We start from the raw sequence: 14,058 nt of genomic DNA, 5'->3' as shown, positions 1-14,058 counted from the left end.
TATTAGCTCAAAAAAAACGGCAAAATATGAGGAACTATTTTGCCGTTTATTTCTCTAATACTCAGGTCAAAACGCTGATTCCAAAACCTCTTATTTGATGGGTCTGTCCTGAATATCTTCAAAATAATCGGGGTAATTATGAATCACGTATTCTTGCTCCTCGATAATCATATGTAAATGCATCGTGCAAAGAAATCCGACTTCATCAAAGTTATGATCAATCATTGATTGAAGCATTGTCTGATGTTCATCTAATACTCGACCCCAGTCTAATTCTGAAATCGTCAAACGTAACCATCTGAAACGGTTCAAGTGCGTACTATAACTTTCTAGCCAATCCCAAATTTCTCGTTTTCCAGCAATTTCATAACAAGTTCGGTGAAAATCAGTATCCAAATCAAAAAAAGCTTTTTTATTTTGAGCGATCACTGCCTGATCGGTTTGTTCTAGTATTTTTTCTAGTTTAGTTTGATCTTGCTTGGTCATTTTCGCACTGCATTCTTGCAGGATCGGTTTTTCCAACTTTTCCCGCGTATAACGGGCTAATGAAGCAGATCGGATATCGATTTTTGAAACATAAGTGCCGGACTGTGGAATGGTTTTTACAAGCTCTTGATTGCGCAGTTGGATCAGTGCTTCTCGAATCGGTGTACGCCCGATAGCTAGTTGTTCTTCTAACACTTTATCGGAGATTTTACTTCCAGGTGCTAACTCGGAATAAATGATTTGTTTACGTATAGATTCATAAGCTTGCTGTTGCAAATTATTGATAACCATTTAACCTTCCTTTCTATGCAGATATAATCTATTATAACATAAATCGCTTACAAATCGTGTGGGCATAAAAAAACAGTCTGCAAAAAAAGCCCTGATAGGCATGCCTATTAGAGCCTCGAAAAGAAAAATATTGAATCAATCTGGTCGTACCTCTTGGATCGGTTTGACACGACCGCCGATTCTTTTAGCAAAAGCTTCGGATTCTTTTTTGTCTTTGAAAATGAGCAGATTGTCTAAGTTTTTTTCCCGAGTGCGACAGCCAGTTTTATCGATGTAACCGTGCATTACTTTAACGACATACATGGGGATCACCTGCTTTTTTCTTTTCATTATACGAACTACTCGACACAATACAAGAAAAATGCTTAGACGGTCTTTATTAAGAATTTACATCATCCAAAGAAGCGTACGCTTGGAATAACTGATCTAACTCCGGATTGACTTTGCTCAGCTTCACTAATCGTTGCGAATCAGAAAGTAAAAAACAGTGTTTACTACTGCCAGTAGTTTTTAATTTTTTGTCTTCAGTTCCCACAATTTCGTAGCTAAAATCCAACCGTGTCCCCGTATACTTTTGGATAGTTGGATGGATGCTCACTTTTTCTCCGTAATGGATCATTTCTTTATAGCTGCAATTTACTTCCAGAACGGGGATGATGATCCCAGATTCTTCGATTTTTTTATAGGGAAACCCTAGATGTACCAATAAGGCTACCCGAGCCTCTTCAAACCAGCGGATATAATTGCTGTGATGAATAATCCCCATTTGATCTGTTTCATAATAAAAAGGTTCTCGCACATAACCTGTAAATTTCTCCATGACTCATGCCTCGTTTTCCATTGATTTTTTACAAAAATAATTCATCCATTTCGGAAGTGCTTCGCTGATTTGTGTCGGCAAAACAATATATTGTTCTTTTGCCAGCTGGTCTCCAATGAAACTATGAAGATAAACAGCTGCTGCAATCGTTTGGTCATTTTGAGGAAACTGGGCTAAAAATCCTGTGATCATCCCAGCTAAAGTGTCACCCATGCCGCCTGTTGCCATAGCAGCAGAACCTAAAGGATTGGTGTAGAAGTGCTGGTGACCATAAATTTTTGTCTCATGACTTTTCAAAACGAGCACAGCACCGATTTCCTGTTGCTTCTTTTTGTTTTCTTCATCCCGTTGTTCTTGTATCGGTAGAGAACTCAACCGTTGCCACTCCATTTGATGAGGTGTAAGTACAGTTTGTTCGGGATAGGGTAGCAAAAGATGATTAGCAGCAAGTAAACTTAAAGCAGAGCCATCAATCACCAGCCATTGTTCTTTTGATTGGTTTTCTAGTACTTGTTTGAACCGTTCCAAACTCTTAGAAGAAGTACCCAATCCGGGACCAATCAAGAGTACATCTGCTTGCTTTATTACGGAAAGAAACTGGTCAGTATCCGTCCAATCTACAATCATTGCTTCTGGCAGATGACTGTGAAGAGCACTCCGATTTTTTTCATCAGTTACTACAGTCGTGAGACCCGCTCCGCTGTGTACGGCAGCTAAAGCACTCATAATGATTGCTCCGCCATATTGTTCATTGCCGCCAATCAAAACGATACGTCCAAATGTTCCTTTATGTGAAATTTTTGGACGAGGTGTGATGACTCTTTTCACTAGTTGTTCGTTTATCAGCATCGAAAAACCTCCTTTTACTCATTATAGCGTATATTTTTTTTAGAGAAAAACAGATAAGAAAAGGAATTGTCAGATTTTTTGAACTATTTTTTTCTGTAATTTGTGGTATCATGAACACGAAGACTTAAATAAGTGGAGGATTAACTTTATGACAATTGATTGGCAAAAAGAAGTAGAAGCACGTAAAGAAGACTTGCTTGAAGACTTGAAAAATCTTTTACGTGTCAACAGCGAGCGCGATGACTCAAAAGTAACACCAGATGCACCATTTGGACCTGGACCTCGCGACGCATTGAAACATATGTTAGCTTATGGCGAACGTGATGGTTTTAAAGTAAAAAATGTCGATAACTATGCAGGGCATATTGATCTTGGCGAAGGAGACGAAACGCTAGGGATATTTGGACACATGGATGTCGTTCCTGCAGGAGATGGCTGGGACACAGATCCTTATGAACCAGTAATCAAGGATGGAAAGATCTTTGCACGCGGATCAAGCGATGACAAAGGTCCAAGTATGGCAGCTTACTATGCGATGAAGATCATTAAAGAACTTGACTTGAAACTATCAAAAAAAGTTCGCTTCGTAGTCGGCAGCGATGAAGAAAGCGGCTGGGGCGATATGGCTTATTATTTCGAACATGAAGAAGAACCAGATTTTGGTTTCTCACCAGATGCTGAATTCCCAATCATCAATGGTGAAAAAGGAAATGTTTCTTTAGCTTTACGCTTCAAAGGCGACAATGCAGGAGATTATGTCTTGAAATCTTTTGTTTCCGGACTTCGCGAAAATATGGTGCCAGGAACAGCAACTGCAGCACTTCAAGTACCAAGTGCAGATGCAGCTATCGCGATGGAAGAAGCATTTTACCAATTCATCGAAGCAAATCCAGTAAGCGGAACGATTGAAGCGGACAATACGTATGTAAAAATCGAATTAGTTGGTAAAGGCGCACATGGTGCAAGCCCACAATCTGGTATCAATGCAGGTTCTTTCTTGGCATTGTTCTTAGATAACTATGAATTCCTAGGATCTGCTAAACAATTTATCCATGTAGCAGCTGCTTATGTCCATGAAGATTTTTATGGAGAAAAACTAGGAGTCGCTTATGAAGATGAAAAAATGGGCAAATTGACAATGAATGCTGGACTATTTGCTTTTGAAGAAAATGGTACAGAGGAAGCGAACTTCATCAATATGAATTTCCGTTTTCCAAAAGGTGTAACAGTAGACGGATTGCAAAGTGACATCGAACAAACAGTGGGGCAAGAAGGCGCAACAGTTACTCGAGGTGCTCGCGTAATGGAACCACATTACGTACCAATGGATGATCCATTGGTGGCTACATTATTGCAAGTCTATGAAGACCACACTGGAGAAAAAGGCTACGAACAAATCATCGGTGGCGGAACTTACGGACGTTTGTTGAAACGTGGCGTTGCTTATGGAGCGATGTTCCCAGGATATACTGATACAATGCATCAAGCAAACGAATTTATGAGTCTTGATGACTTGTTCAGAGCAACAGCAATCTATGCAGATGCCATCTATCGTTTGGCGAAATAATTAATTAAAAAGAGGATCAAGAATTGCAAATTATTTTTGCAGTCTTGATCCTTTTTTTACTTTCTACTGTGGTATTCTTGATAAACATGATATAGATTCAATTCATATTCTTTCTTAGCGTTCGTGACGACTGTATCCAAAATCAACCCTGTTACTAATGAAAGAAGTGCTAAAGTCATCAATCCAGTACTTAAAATCGCAGAAGGGATGCGTGTAATAAAGCTTGTCAGCATATATTCGCGAATCACAGGAATCCCCGTGACCAATCCAAATAAAAAGAAGAAGATGGTCCAAATCCCAAAGAAAAGCAAAGGCTTATAATCTTTAAACATTTTAATAATCATCATGATCACTTTGAATCCGTCAGAGAATGTATTCAATTTTGATTCGCTGCCTTCAGGACGATCACGATAATCGATTGGGATCTCAACGAACTTGAATTTTTTATCTAAAGCATGGATCGTCAATTCCGTTTCGATTTGAAAACCAGAACTCATAATAGGAAAACTTTTGACAAAGATACGATTGAATCCTCGATAGCCGGTCATGACATCAAGAATTTTTGTTTTATACATTCTAGTAATTGTATTTCTAACAAGGTTATTTCCAAAATCGTGGAAAGGCCTCTTATTCTCATCAAAGTAGGTTCCATTTGATAGGCGATCACCAATGACCATATCTGCTTCACCAGAACGTAATTTCTCGAGCAAACCATGTACAGCTTCTGCAGGATAAGTATCATCGCCATCTACCATTAAATAATAGTCGGCATCGATATCAAAGAACATTTGGCGGATCACATTTCCTTTTCCTTGACGAGGTTCTTTTTTTACGATTGCTCCACCTTGAAAGGCCAATTCGTATGTTCGATCGGTCGAATTATTATCATAGACATAAATATCTGCTTCTGGTAATTCTCGTTTAAAGTCTGCAATGACTGTTGAAATTGTTGCTTCCTCATTGTAACAAGGAATCAGAACAGCAATTTTTTCTTGTTGTTCCATTTTTCACTCTCCTTAACTATAGAAAACAAAAGCTAAATTAAAAATACCTCATAATCAAAGGAAATGCTAGTTTTTCCCGCTAAATATCATTTATTTAAAAAGAAAATACTGGTATATATGTTTGGAAAGCTCTATCTAAAAAACCACCCACTACAAAAGAAGGACATGATACCTCTCTTTTGAATAGTGGGTGCGTATTCGTTCTCTCACTTTTTTGACGTATTAATCTGTTGCACCTTTTTTTCTTGAAATTTCTAATACGGTTCCTGTATGAGCATCTGCTAAAAATTCATAATAAACAGTTTCGCCATCTTCTATCCGAGAAAGACCTCCCCGATAAGCACTCGACCGAACGGCGAATTTCCTAATAGGTTCCTTTTCAAAAGAGATCCAAGAACCTTCGATTGCACCTTCTTTTAGAAAAGATGACTTGATATTTTCAAGTACTTGGTCTGCTGACAATACTTTTTTGCGATGATACCAAATCGTTGAAGCTACCCCGCTCAATAATCCTAGACCGATTCCAACTGCTAACCCGCCTTTAAAATAGCTTAGTTCGCTTTCTTCATACATGTGGACATACCTCCTTCTTCTCACTTGTTACTCCTTGTGCTTATTTTACCACACTCTCATATTTTCTTTGAAATAAATAACCGCTACCAGAAAAAATAAGCTATAATAAATACGATCGGTCTGCAGAAAAAATCATATTTTATCCGCAGATCAATATAAGTCTGAGAGGAGTTTAGTCTGAAATTTAGACGAATAGCATATGGAAGAAAAAACATTTCAACGAATCAAAGAGTTAACAGAATTACAAGGAACAAGCGGTTTTGAACAAGATGTTCGCGCTTATATGGAAAGTCATATGGAACCGCTGGTAGATGAGTTACAGTTAGATGGTTTGGGCGGCATTTTTGGTCTGCGCCATCATGAAGAAGCGGATGCACCCCGTGTAATGGTCGCAGCACATATGGATGAAGTCGGATTCATGCTGACACAAATCCAAGAAAACGGGCTTTTTAAAGTCGTACCTCTAGGCGGCTGGAATCCTTACGTTGTTTCTGCACAGCGTTTTACACTTAAAACCTCTACTGGTAAGAATTATCCATGTATTTCTTCTTCCGTTCCCCCGCATTTATTGCGAGGAACAAGCGGACAAAAATCAGTAGAAGTAACCGATATTTTGTTCGATGCTGGGTTTGAATCAAGAGAAGAGGCAATGAGTTACGGTGTCCTTCCAGGAGACACAATCGTTCCTTACGCTGAAACGATCAAAACAGCCAACGGAAAGAATATCATCAGCAAATCATGGGACAACCGCTATGGATGTACAATGATATTAGAAGCTTTAGAAGCGTTGCAAAATGAAACATTAGGTCATACATTGATTGCAGGCGCGAATGTCCAGGAAGAAGTAGGCTTGCGTGGTTCTAAAGCTTCTGTCAATAAATTCAAGCCAGATCTGTTCTTTGCAGTAGACTGCTCTGCAGCAGATGACACAGTGACGAAAAATGGCACATTCGGACATTTAGGAGAAGGTACATTGATGCGTATCCAAGATCCAGGTTTGATCATGCTTCCTCGTTTGCGCGAGTACTTGCTGGATATCGCTGAAACAAACAATATCCCTTATCAATACTTTGTTTCAAAAGGCGGTACAGATGCAGGTGCTGCTCATACACAAAACGAAGGAATCCCAAGTACAGTGATTGGCGTAGTGGGACGTTATATCCATACGCATCAAACGATGTTCAGTATTCGCGATTTTGAAGCTGCACGAGAAATGTTGATTCAAACACTGAAAGGTTTGGATAAATCAACAGTGAATACGATCGTATACGGAAAATAATGCGATAGTGAAACTATAAAATCTGGCAAAAGATTGCTTTTGCCAGATTTTTTTTATAAAAAGAGGATCAATGTTTGTTAGTTCGAAAGAAAGGTGTATAATTTAATTGAAAAATACATAAACAGAAAGTAGAGGACAAAGAATGATTATCCCAAATAGTTTAGAAGAATTAGCAGGCTACGTAGAAACTGGAAAGAGTGTATTTTTCTTTACTGCCGGCTGGTGCGGAGACTGCCGTTTTATCAAACCGCAAATGCCTGAAATTGAAAATGACTTTTCTGATTGGCAATTTATTGAAGTAGATCGTGACAAGTACATAGATGTAGCCGCTGAATGGAACATTTTTGGTATCCCAAGTTTTGTCGTGATCCAAGACGGAAAAGAATTAGGTCGTCTAGTGAATAAAGATCGTAAAACAAAACAGGAAATCGAATCGTTCCTAGAAAGTGTAACAAAAGGCTGACATCTGTTAGGAGGGGTCAAGATGAATCAAGAATATAAGAACATTTTAGTAGGTATCGACGGTAGTGAACAAGCACTTGCTGCTTTCAAAAAAGCGGTAGAAGTGGCTCGCCGTAATAATGGGAAAGTATATGTAGCAAACGTAATCGATCAGCAATTTTATAACTTTATGGGCTATGCACCTATTGATCAAAATCTAGTCGATCAGCAAACTGAAACAGCCAAGGAAATGATCGAAGAATGTAAAGAATATGGGAAATCTGTTGATTACACAAATATAGAAGGAATTATTGCATATGGTTCTGTTCGTGAATCCATGGCAGTCAAATTGCCAAAAAAATATGAGATCGATCTAATCATGGTTGGGCAGTCAGGTCTAAATGCAGTCGAACGCTTTATGACAGGAAGTGTAGCCAGCTACGTGATACGTCATTCACCTTGTGATGTCTTGATCGTTTCTGACGAAGAAGAACAGCCAAGTAATTAAGCAAGTGGAACTTGTACGACCTTTTTAATCAATTAACTAAAACAGTAAAGGGACTGTGACAAAAGTCTTGTCACAGTCCCTTGTTACGAATAAATGGTGTTCCAGAAGAGGCTTCTTCGGAAATAAAGCATGAAAAAAATCTCATGCAGTGAATGCAATTTTTTGTTAAGATAAATCTCAGCAAAGGATAATGGAGGAAAGAACATGATTTTTGCTTATAACAAAGCACACGTCGGAGACACCTTGATGGTTATCATAGCCGACGATAAAGGAACAGAAAACACCGTTGAACGCAAATGGAATGTTGCTCGGATCAAAGATGAACAAGGTCAAGTTGTTGCTTGGAACTTTTTCCATATCTCCGATCATCTAACAATCGAAGGGAACGGCCAAGTAAGCTTAACAGATGAGGAATTAGCGAAATTGAATCGATTGATCAAAGAAGCAGGATTCGAAGAACAGCTTGAAGCTGATCATGAACCGAAGATCGTTGTCGGGTACGTAAAAACATGCGTCCCACATCCTGATTCTGACCATTTATCGATTACTGAGACAGAAGTAGACAATGGTACAGTATTGCAAATCGTTTGCGGTGCACCCAATATCGAAGCTGGACAAAAAGTTGTCGTTGCAAAACCAGGAGCTATGATGCCAGATGGAATGATGATCTGGCCAGGAACTTTGCGAGGGATAGATAGCTATGGAATGATCTGTTCCGCTCGTGAATTGCATTTGCCAAATGCTCCAGCAAAAAAAGGAATCTTAGTATTGCCTGAGGATGCCGTAGTCGGAGAAGCATTTCCAAAATAAAGAGGTTGTGAGTCTGCCGTTTCACTCTGAGTCACAAGGAGCAATTTCAAAAAACAGCTTCTCATGTTTGTTGGATCTTGTGACTTGTGACCGAGGAGTTGGCAAGAAAAATATAGTTTATAAAAAAGAGGTTGTGACAAGTCTTTGTCACAACCTCTTTTTTATTAATTTTCACTATTTTGATTTTGTTTTAATGCCGATTGATCGATCGTCAATTCAACAGTAGTTGTTTTTTCTTTCGAGCCTTCATAGTAAGTGATTTTGACAGAATCTCCCACTTTTTTCTTATACAAAGCAGATTGAAGTTCTACACCAGAAGAAACTTCTTTGTCATCGATCTTAGTAATGACGTCGTATTGTTTCAATCCAGCTTTTTCAGCCGGTGTAGCTGTTTGGACATTTGTCACGATGACACCGTTAGTTACAGATGAAGGAATCTTCAAGATTTGTTCTTGTTGCTGAGTAGAAACGGCAGATAAGTCGACCATTGTGATACCTAGAGCTGGACGTGTCACTTTTCCGTCTTTTTCCAGTTGATTGATGATATTCACTACATCGTTACTTGGAATAGCAAATCCCATTCCTTCTACGCTTACATTAGAAGTAGATTCAGAAGTACTTGCGATCTTACTTGAGTTGATACCGATAACTTGTCCTTCGATATTCACTAAAGGACCACCAGAATTTCCAGGGTTGATTGCTGCATCTGTTTGGATCGCATTGATATTGACTGTTTCGTTCGATTCATTTGTACTTGTTACTTGTCGGTTCAAGGAAGAAATGATTCCTGAAGTGACAGAATTCGCATATTCAGTTCCTAATGGGGAACCAATCGCAATCGCAGGCTCACCAACCTTCAGAGCACTTGAGTCACCAAAAGAGGCAACTGTTTCGACTTTGTCTGAATTGATCTTCAACACCGCTAAATCTGAATAAGCATCTGTTCCAACTAATTCAGCTTTTACCTTCGTACCGTCTTTCATCAAGACTTCAAGACCTTGCTGGCCATCTACTACGTGGTTGTTTGTGACTACATAAGCAGTATTCCCGTCTTTTTTGTAGATCACGCCGCTTCCTTCACTATAAGCTTCCAAATTACTATCATCTGAGCTGCTACTTTCTTCTTGCTGCCCGAATAGTCCGCCAAAACCGCTTGATTGGTTTTGACTTTGCAAGTTGATAACAGAAACGACAGCGTCTTGAACTTTATCTACTGCTTTGGTGATATCAGAATCTACATTGACTTTGACGTTTTCCACAACTGTTTCACCAGCAGAATTTTGATTGCCACTTGTAGTAGAACTATTGTTGCCAGTGCCCATCGCTGCATAAAAAATACCAGCTGTCAGTAATCCTCCAACGATCCCTCCAACAAGCCCTAGACCTAACTTACGCCAGAGGCTATTATTTTTATTTTTTTTCATCTTTGGTGTCACATTTTTTCTATCCATGTGTTCCTCCTCCAATTACATTCGTTTATCTACTGTTAGTATACTCTTATTTGTTGACTTTAGTCTACTTTGAGACTGTGAACTTTTTATGAAAAACTTTAGGAAAAACCATTGTTTTCAGATGAAAATATTTGATTTGCTTTTTTCCACAGAAACTGTGTAAAACTACGCGGATAGGATTGGAAAAATAAGGGATAAAACATATCCACAGCCTGTGTATAAAGTGGATAAATTCTTATAAAACGTATGTTTGCCTAATAAATGTGATGAAATAAGGTAAAATAACACTGTTTTCTGTGGATAAACCTGTGGATGTTGTGCATAACTGTTGGGGAAATCTTTTTAACAAAAATAGCCAAAATAAACATATAGACGAAAAAATTGATTATAATAAACAAAGTGAGCATGAAGACCAAAGGAGAGAAAACATGAATATCAAAATTATCTCAGTAGGAAAATTAAAAGAAAAATACCTGATCCAAGGTATCAATGAGTATGTCAAACGGCTGAATGCCTATGCAAAAATCGAATTGATCGAAGTTCCTGACGAAAAAGCCCCGGAGAATTTAAGCGAAGCGCAAATGAGACAAGTAAAAGAAAAAGAAGGGGAACGGATCTTAGCGAAAATCAAAGAACAAGAATACGTCTATGCCTTAGCAATTGAAGGGAAAAATCCCACAAGCGAATCTTTTGCTAAACAAATCGACCAATTAGGTATCCAAGGAAAAAGCCACCTTGTTTTTGTTATCGGCGGCTCTTTAGGACTCAGCGAAGCCGTCATGAAAAGAAGCAATGCTCAGATCTCTTTTGGAAAAATGACGTATCCACATCAATTGATGCGTCTGATCCTTGTCGAGCAAATCTACCGTGCCTTCCGGATCAATGCGGGGGCTCCATACCACAAATAATGATATTTTTTAAGAGAAAAAATTATCCCTATTTTAAATAATAGCAATAGGTAGTGGTAGGGAGAAATTTATAAATAACTTTTTTATTTGCTTTGGTAGCCAAGTAAGTTGCAAAAGAAAAATAGATACTGTTAAAAAGATAATGTAGACATAGAAACAAATACGTAAAATTTTAGTTAGAATAATGGCAAGGAGAAAAAACATGATAGATGAAAAAAAGTGTTTAAAAAATCTATTAGAGGATATGGATGATATTGAAGAAAACTATCTAAATGGACTGGGAAAACAAATATATTTCAGATACTTAAGCTATCTAAAAATGAAATAAGACATAGTAATTTTTTAGCTTTTTTGTTTGCTCCAAATGAAACCCACAATTTATCTGATGAGTTTTTTAAAATGTTTTTGAAAAGGTATATAGATTCTAATGATGATACCAAAGCTGCTATCAATTATTTTGATGCTTTACTTAATAGCTATGAAGATTTAATTGTTTACAGAGAAAATAAGAATATTGATATTTTATTGGTATCGGAAAAAAATAAAATAGTGGTGTGCATCGAAAATAAAATTCTGTCTTCGGAGTCTGGAGGGCAACTTAATAAATACCAAAGATATATAGAACGCAATTATTCTAACTATAAAAAAATTTTTGTTTTTTTAACTCCAGAAGTGCCGTCTTCTCGTATACCAATGGCAATATAGATTGCTTCTTTGGAGACGGTTTGCCGTTTTAAAGGAATATAAGTAGCATCCATGAAAATAGCGACATACTTATCATTTAGAGTTCTAACTTTAAATGCATTTACTTCTTCAGTCAGCACTTTAGTCATGTTGGACATGGTTTGGGGCGTGTAGTGATGCCCATACATTTTCTCAATCAAGTCTGCGATTTCCGACATGGTAATACCTTTTCGGAAGAGGTGAATGACGGTCTCCTCTAAGGTATCATTCGTCCGTCTATAAGCAGGAACAGTCTGTTGCTTGAACTCGCCGTTGCGGTCGCGCGGAATCTGGAGATGAAGTTCCCCGTACTCGGTCTTGACCGTACGGTCATAGGAGCCGTTACGAGAATTACCCGTGTTAAAACCAATGCGATCGTACTTTTCGTAATCGAGGAAAGCCGTTAACTCCGTTTTGAGAAGCGTATTGACAGCTTTTTCCAAATGGACACGGAATAATTCATTCAAATCGCCTTTGTTCGCTAGAGTCTTTAGAATTTCTGTAGTAAAATCGTTCATATGGAAGTCCTCTTTTCTGTGAATGTGTTGTGGTAACTCTATTCTACAGAAGGGACTTCCTTTTTTCTATTTACACAAAATATTTTACACTCTCGAAAAGTATTGCATTTTATTATATAAAATTCAGACTGTAGACAAAAGCTGTTCCAAACTCGTAACTCGAGCTTGGAACAGCTTTTTATCTACTTCGTTTCGAATTTTTGAACAAAAAAATAAAGGCTCCTTGCCTTTCCATAGCCAGGTGGCTAATTTCTTTAAATTCATTGCAGCAAACACTAGCATCGTATGCGTCGCGACTTTTTCCAAGCCTCGATACTTGGTCCAACGCATCCCATGCTTTTCTTTTGCATCCGCAAATATTCGTTCAATCGTTTGTTTCCGTTTTTTGTAAATTGATTTATTCAGATCTGTTAGGCGAAGATGTTCCACTTCATCCATCAGATCTCCCCAAACATGTCTCGTGATGACTCGTTGATGATTTTTACTTTTGGTACATTGGTTTAGCAGAGGACAGTTCACACATTCTTTTGGATTGGATTTGTATTCTCGGTACCCTTCTCGAGTAACCGTTGAAAAAGCGAGCATTTGATCTTGCGGACAAATATAACAATCAAAATACTCGTCATAGAGAAACTCATTTTTTGATAATAGCCCCTTTTTCCCTTTGGGCCTTGAATAAGGCAAACAAGGTCGAAGGTTCAAATGAGTCAAAAAGTGAACAAACTTAGGTGTCTTATACCCAGCATCAGCGACAACACAATTGATTTCAGGAAAAAGTCTCTTCGATTGTTTGACGAGCTGAAAGGCGACTTAACTGTCATGAATATTTCCAGGAGTGATGATTGTGCTAAGAATAAATCCATTGTCGTCGCATGAAGTATGGGCAGAATAAGCAAATTGTTTTTCTTGTTCGCCTTTGACGTAGTAGCCGCTTTCCGGATCAGCTTTACTTATTTTTCTTTCTTTCAGCTTCACTTCCTTTTCTAAGTCCAAAGTAAAAGGGCGTTTTCCAGCCTCTATTCGTTGACGATTGATCTCATCTTCTAATTCATCCTGATAGGCTTTCGCTTCATCATGGGTCATTTCTTTCGTAAACTTATGTTTATTGGCGTTAGCTTTGATGTGGGTAGAATCTAGATAAAAATTATCCTCTGTTACAAAACCTGCTTTAACTGCTTGTTCTAAAATATAGGCAAAAATATCCTCAAACACCGTCGTTTCTCTAAATCGGCGAACATAATTCTTTCCAAAAGTTGAGAAATGGGGGATTTTCTCTTCGAAGGAGTAGCCTAAAAACCAGCGGTAAGCGACATTGGTATCGACTTCCTTAATGGTTTGTCGCATGGAACGGATACCGAATAAATACTGAATAAACACCAATTTGATCAGAATCACTGGGTCGATACTTGGGCGACCTAAATCGGAGTAAGTGGCTTCGACGATTGGATAAATAAATTCAAAATCAAGCGCGGCATCAATCTTTCGAACGAGATGATCTTGAGGAACTAGATCATCAATCGTAAGCATCGCAAATTGATTTCTACCATTCGTATTGTTTTTAGACATCATAGCTATCACTCCTTGCATTCGTTTTCATAAATCTATTATAAAAGAAAAGACTGTAGACATCATCCATAAAATGGACTTTGTCTACAGTCTGGCATTTTATTATATAAAATTGTTATAAAAAATTTTTTTTGAAAAATAGTATTGCAAAATAAAGCAATTTCATAGATGAGAGTGTAAAATATTTTGTGTAAATAGAAAAAAGGAAGTCCCTTCTGTAGAATAGAGTTACCACAACACATTCACAGAAGAGAGGACTTCCCT

The 14,058-nt window shown here is 38.0% G+C and carries 15 protein-coding genes and 2 pseudogenes; 8 read left to right on the top strand and 9 right to left on the bottom strand.

Annotated elements, in window-relative coordinates:
* Window positions 1-90: 90 nt before the first annotated feature.
* The 4 genes from DIZ30_RS12860 to DIZ30_RS12850 all read right to left on the bottom strand — a co-directional run bounded on the left by DIZ30_RS12860 (window position 91) and on the right by DIZ30_RS12850 (window position 2,446).
* Window positions 91-777: a GntR family transcriptional regulator gene (locus tag DIZ30_RS12860; RefSeq protein ID WP_061573539.1), complete on the bottom strand. Its 687-nt coding sequence runs from the start codon at window positions 775-777 to the stop codon at window positions 91-93.
* Window positions 778-912: 135 nt separating this feature from the next.
* On the bottom strand, window positions 913-1,107 hold the full coding sequence (locus DIZ30_RS13465) for a hypothetical protein (RefSeq protein WP_002315615.1): 195 nt from the start codon (window positions 1,105-1,107) through the stop codon (window positions 913-915).
* A gap of 49 nt (window positions 1,108-1,156) precedes the next feature.
* Complete coding sequence (locus DIZ30_RS12855) at window positions 1,157-1,597, bottom strand: thioesterase family protein (protein ID WP_002289317.1); 441 nt, start codon at window positions 1,595-1,597, stop codon at window positions 1,157-1,159.
* Window positions 1,598-1,600: 3 nt separating this feature from the next.
* Complete coding sequence (locus DIZ30_RS12850; protein WP_002351294.1) at window positions 1,601-2,446, bottom strand: NAD(P)H-hydrate dehydratase; 846 nt, start codon at window positions 2,444-2,446, stop codon at window positions 1,601-1,603.
* Window positions 2,447-2,594: 148 nt separating this feature from the next.
* Here DIZ30_RS12850 and pepV point away from each other — a divergent pair, with 148 nt between their 5' ends.
* Window positions 2,595-4,013: a dipeptidase PepV gene (gene pepV / locus DIZ30_RS12845; RefSeq protein WP_002294157.1), complete on the top strand. Its 1,419-nt coding sequence runs from the start codon at window positions 2,595-2,597 to the stop codon at window positions 4,011-4,013.
* Window positions 4,014-4,069: 56 nt separating this feature from the next.
* Here the strand turns inward: pepV and DIZ30_RS12840 are convergent, their stop codons facing one another.
* Window positions 4,070-5,017: a glycosyltransferase family 2 protein gene (locus DIZ30_RS12840; protein ID WP_061573538.1), complete on the bottom strand. Its 948-nt coding sequence runs from the start codon at window positions 5,015-5,017 to the stop codon at window positions 4,070-4,072.
* Window positions 5,018-5,239: 222 nt separating this feature from the next.
* Window positions 5,240-5,590 (bottom strand): PepSY domain-containing protein, encoded by a 351-nt coding sequence (locus DIZ30_RS12835; RefSeq protein WP_002289862.1) that lies wholly within the window; start codon window positions 5,588-5,590, stop codon window positions 5,240-5,242.
* 199 nt (window positions 5,591-5,789) lie between these two features.
* Here DIZ30_RS12835 and pepA point away from each other — a divergent pair, with 199 nt between their 5' ends.
* The 4 genes from pepA to ytpR all read left to right on the top strand — a co-directional run bounded on the left by pepA (window position 5,790) and on the right by ytpR (window position 8,628).
* On the top strand, window positions 5,790-6,869 hold the full coding sequence (pepA, locus tag DIZ30_RS12830; RefSeq protein ID WP_002351291.1) for a glutamyl aminopeptidase: 1,080 nt from the start codon (window positions 5,790-5,792) through the stop codon (window positions 6,867-6,869).
* 142 nt (window positions 6,870-7,011) lie between these two features.
* The gene (locus tag DIZ30_RS12825; RefSeq protein ID WP_002287837.1) at window positions 7,012-7,332 is read left to right on the top strand and encodes a thioredoxin family protein; all 321 of its coding nucleotides are present in this window, start codon (window positions 7,012-7,014) and stop codon (window positions 7,330-7,332) included.
* A 21-nt stretch (window positions 7,333-7,353) separates the two neighbouring features.
* Window positions 7,354-7,818, top strand: a complete 465-nt coding sequence (locus DIZ30_RS12820; RefSeq protein ID WP_002287838.1) for a universal stress protein — start codon at window positions 7,354-7,356, stop codon at window positions 7,816-7,818.
* Window positions 7,819-8,022: 204 nt separating this feature from the next.
* Window positions 8,023-8,628: a YtpR family tRNA-binding protein gene (gene ytpR, locus DIZ30_RS12815; protein ID WP_002349782.1), complete on the top strand. Its 606-nt coding sequence runs from the start codon at window positions 8,023-8,025 to the stop codon at window positions 8,626-8,628.
* Window positions 8,629-8,792: 164 nt separating this feature from the next.
* Here ytpR and DIZ30_RS12805 read toward each other — a convergent pair whose 3' ends face one another.
* Window positions 8,793-10,079, bottom strand: a complete 1,287-nt coding sequence (locus DIZ30_RS12805; RefSeq protein ID WP_061573537.1) for a S1C family serine protease — start codon at window positions 10,077-10,079, stop codon at window positions 8,793-8,795.
* A 428-nt stretch (window positions 10,080-10,507) separates the two neighbouring features.
* On the opposite strand from DIZ30_RS12805, the gene rlmH reads away from it, so the two are divergent.
* From rlmH to DIZ30_RS12795, 3 genes are all read left to right on the top strand, one after another.
* The gene (rlmH, locus tag DIZ30_RS12800; RefSeq protein ID WP_002287841.1) at window positions 10,508-10,987 is read left to right on the top strand and encodes a 23S rRNA (pseudouridine(1915)-N(3))-methyltransferase RlmH; all 480 of its coding nucleotides are present in this window, start codon (window positions 10,508-10,510) and stop codon (window positions 10,985-10,987) included.
* A 202-nt stretch (window positions 10,988-11,189) separates the two neighbouring features.
* Complete coding sequence (locus DIZ30_RS13880) at window positions 11,190-11,315, top strand: hypothetical protein (protein WP_002294150.1); 126 nt, start codon at window positions 11,190-11,192, stop codon at window positions 11,313-11,315.
* On the top strand, window positions 11,279-11,692 hold the full coding sequence (locus DIZ30_RS12795; RefSeq protein WP_307721513.1) for a PD-(D/E)XK nuclease family protein: 414 nt from the start codon (window positions 11,279-11,281) through the stop codon (window positions 11,690-11,692). The genes DIZ30_RS13880 and DIZ30_RS12795 overlap by 37 nt, the downstream gene beginning before the upstream one ends.
* Here the strand turns inward: DIZ30_RS12795 and DIZ30_RS12790 are convergent.
* Window positions 11,650-12,228: pseudogene (locus DIZ30_RS12790) on the bottom strand (IS256-like element ISEfm2 family transposase); the annotation flags it as partial. The gene DIZ30_RS12795 and the pseudogene DIZ30_RS12790 overlap by 43 nt on opposite strands.
* A gap of 123 nt (window positions 12,229-12,351) precedes the next feature.
* Window positions 12,352-13,815, bottom strand: a pseudogene (locus tag DIZ30_RS12785) (IS1182-like element ISEfa7 family transposase).
* Between the last annotated feature and the right edge of the window lie 243 nt (window positions 13,816-14,058).

It is taken from the genome of Enterococcus sp. H57, from assembly GCF_003112495.1.
Classification (GTDB): Bacteria; Bacillota; Bacilli; order Lactobacillales; family Enterococcaceae; genus Enterococcus_B; species Enterococcus_B faecium.
This window is presented reverse-complemented; position numbering and strand designations above follow the sequence as displayed.

Excerpts from the sequence above, each read along its gene's own strand:
- DIZ30_RS12805 (WP_061573537.1), bottom strand. The coding sequence starts at position 10,079 with ATGGATAGAAAAAATGTGACACCAAAGATGAAAAAAAATAAAAATAAT.
- rlmH (WP_002287841.1), top strand. The coding sequence starts at position 10,508 with ATGAATATCAAAATTATCTCAGTAGGAAAATTAAAAGAAAAATACCTG.
- DIZ30_RS12820 (WP_002287838.1), top strand. The coding sequence starts at position 7,354 with ATGAATCAAGAATATAAGAACATTTTAGTAGGTATCGACGGTAGTGAA.
- DIZ30_RS12860 (WP_061573539.1), bottom strand. The coding sequence starts at position 777 with ATGGTTATCAATAATTTGCAACAGCAAGCTTATGAATCTATACGTAAA.
- pepA (WP_002351291.1), top strand. The coding sequence starts at position 5,790 with ATGGAAGAAAAAACATTTCAACGAATCAAAGAGTTAACAGAATTACAA.
- DIZ30_RS12850 (WP_002351294.1), bottom strand. The coding sequence starts at position 2,446 with ATGCTGATAAACGAACAACTAGTGAAAAGAGTCATCACACCTCGTCCA.
- DIZ30_RS13880 (WP_002294150.1), top strand. The coding sequence starts at position 11,190 with ATGATAGATGAAAAAAAGTGTTTAAAAAATCTATTAGAGGATATGGAT.
- ytpR (WP_002349782.1), top strand. The coding sequence starts at position 8,023 with ATGATTTTTGCTTATAACAAAGCACACGTCGGAGACACCTTGATGGTT.
- DIZ30_RS12840 (WP_061573538.1), bottom strand. The coding sequence starts at position 5,017 with ATGGAACAACAAGAAAAAATTGCTGTTCTGATTCCTTGTTACAATGAG.
- DIZ30_RS12825 (WP_002287837.1), top strand. The coding sequence starts at position 7,012 with ATGATTATCCCAAATAGTTTAGAAGAATTAGCAGGCTACGTAGAAACT.
- DIZ30_RS12835 (WP_002289862.1), bottom strand. The coding sequence starts at position 5,590 with ATGTATGAAGAAAGCGAACTAAGCTATTTTAAAGGCGGGTTAGCAGTT.
- pepV (WP_002294157.1), top strand. The coding sequence starts at position 2,595 with ATGACAATTGATTGGCAAAAAGAAGTAGAAGCACGTAAAGAAGACTTG.
- DIZ30_RS13465 (WP_002315615.1), bottom strand. The coding sequence starts at position 1,107 with ATGAAAAGAAAAAAGCAGGTGATCCCCATGTATGTCGTTAAAGTAATG.
- DIZ30_RS12855 (WP_002289317.1), bottom strand. The coding sequence starts at position 1,597 with ATGGAGAAATTTACAGGTTATGTGCGAGAACCTTTTTATTATGAAACA.